This window comes from Arthrobacter sp. Soil762 (assembly GCF_001428335.1).
Lineage (GTDB): Bacteria > Actinomycetota > Actinomycetes > Actinomycetales > Micrococcaceae > Arthrobacter.
Window position 1 is genome coordinate 1 of the sequence record NZ_LMSG01000016.1, and the last position, 2096, is coordinate 2096.

Here is a 2096-nt window from a genome sequence, read left to right on the forward strand (position 1 = left end):
CGGCGCGTCGAACCTGCAGACGTTCCGTGACGGCTGGCGGGTACTGGGAACGCTGGCACGCGAATGCACCATGTGGGAGGCGCCCACCGCAGGCGCCAGGCCTGAAGCCCTCCGCCGGGTGAAATATGCCTACGCAAATGTCAGCGTCCCGCGGACGCCTATGGATCCCCAAACGGTCCTCTCCCTGGTTCGGGGAGCCTAGCATGCTGGATCGTGGTGCACGTCCGAGCGTAACGATCGTCATTTGTGCTTATACCGAAAGGCGTTGGGACCGGTTGCTGGACGTCATAGAGTCCGTCCGGGCCCAATCAGTTGCACCCCAGGAGGTCCTGGTGGTGATTGACCATAACGCGGACCTCTACGAGAGGCTCATCGAAATTGTAGATGACGTGACGGTGGTGGAGAGCAACGGTCCACGCGGGTTGTCCGGAGCGCGGAACACCGGCGTCGGACTTGCCGACTCGGACATTGTGGCCTTCCTCGACGACGACGCCGAGGCAGCCCCGGACTGGCTTCAACGGCTGCTTGCCCTTTATGACGATCCGGATGTCCTGGCCGTCGGCGGCCGCGTGGAACCGGTGTGGGAAACGGGCCGTCCGGGCTACTTCGGTGAAGAGCTCGACTGGATCGTAGGATGCAGCCAAAACATGTCCTTCAGGCGCGAAGTCCTCCGCCAGGTGGGCGGCTTCAATCTTTCGCTGGGGCGCCAGGGCACCTTGCCCCTTGGCTGCGAGGAGACCGAGATCTGCATCCGTTCGAAGATTGGCTCACCCGGATCGCGGATCGTCTACGAACCCGCGGCTTTGGTCCGTCACCATGTGCCGGCGGACAGGGGGACGTTGCGCTACATGCTGTCGCGTTCCTGGTCCGAAGGTATCTCCAAAGCCCAGGTCAGCCGGGTGGTAGGCCAAAAACGGGCTCTCGGCCCGGAACGGCGATACGTGCGCAGCGTACTGCCACGGGCGGTTTTTTCCGGGATTCGTGATTGGGGCCGGGGCGACAACCCGCAGGGGCTGGGCCGGGCGGGGGCCGTCATAGCAGTCCTGGCTTGGACGGCTGCCGGGTACGTACGTGGACGCCGGATAGCGCACGTGGAGGGCCGCCCGCTGTCCGGGACCGTCATTGCGGGCGCACCGTGGAGCGAGGTCAAGTGAGCGAACGCGTCGACGAAACGGCTTGCCCGCAACACGCAAGCAACTGCCGTGCGTTGGACCAGCCCCCGCGGTTATGCCGATAATTCCAGGCTCCCACCCCATCTGACCTGTGACGGCGCAAGAACGTCGGCATAACGCGAACATCGGCATAAACATGCGAGAAATGCGGCCTATCAATTTCCTGAACCTTGTGTCCCAGATTCGAATCCTGCTACGGGCGCGTCGCTAAACATGGCCGGGACCTCATCCCTAGGGATGGAGTCCCGGCCATGTTTAGTCCCCTTCCTGCCTGACCTAGCTCAGGGTGAGCACCAGCTTGGGTGCGAGCGTGCTGCCGGCCTCTTTGGAGTTGAGGTCCAGGCCGTCACCGCTGCTGGTGTCCATTCCCAGTGAGAGCTGTTGGCCGAGCTCGCCGGTCAGTCCGCTGACCGTCAGCGGAATGTTGTAGGTGGTGTTGGTGGTTGTCGGGCCGAGGGTGCCGATGCTGGTGCCGAGCGCCGGGCGGAGGCTGTACGTGATCCCAGTCTCGGTCCAGGTGTCATCGGCGACCAGCTTGATGTTCTGCGTGCCTGTTGACCCGCTGCCGGCGCTGCGCAGCTGCAACGTTGCACTCTCGATCCCAGTCTCGGTCCAGGTGTCATCGGCGACCAGCTTGATGTTCTGCGTGCCTGTTGACCCGCTGCCGGCGCTGCGCAGCTGCAACGTTGCACTCTGGATGGTCCTGCCCGCGTACGCGGACAGGTCGAACTTCAGGTACGTGACTTCCACCGGGCTGTTGTCGACACCCAGCAAGGTGCTTGTGCCATTGTTCGTCCCCGGCGCCGCGCTCGTCACATAGCTGTCAGCGGTGGCCGTGAGCGTGACGGTTTCGGGCGTGCCGCCGCCCGCGGGAGCCGTGGTGAAGGTCCACGTCCTGTCCGTCGCCAGCGCGTTGCCGGCAAC

At 64.2% G+C, this 2096-nt stretch carries 2 protein-coding genes and 1 pseudogene; 2 read left to right on the top strand and 1 reads right to left on the bottom strand.

The window, feature by feature from the left end; genetic code table 11:
- Together ASG77_RS22125 and ASG77_RS11050 are read left to right on the top strand one after the other, a co-directional pair.
- Nucleotides 1–202, top strand: a pseudogene (locus ASG77_RS22125) (glycosyltransferase family 2 protein); the annotation flags it as partial.
- A 1-nt stretch (nt 203) separates the two neighbouring features.
- Entirely contained in the window at nt 204–1154 is a 951-nt protein-coding gene (locus ASG77_RS11050; RefSeq protein ID WP_056345272.1) for a glycosyltransferase family 2 protein, read from the top strand.
- Nucleotides 1155–1448: 294 nt separating this feature from the next.
- On the opposite strand, the gene ASG77_RS11055 is transcribed toward ASG77_RS11050, so the two are convergent.
- The coding region (locus ASG77_RS11055; protein WP_156380273.1) for a CBM96 family carbohydrate-binding protein at nt 1449–2096 on the bottom strand (648 nt) is incomplete at its 5' end.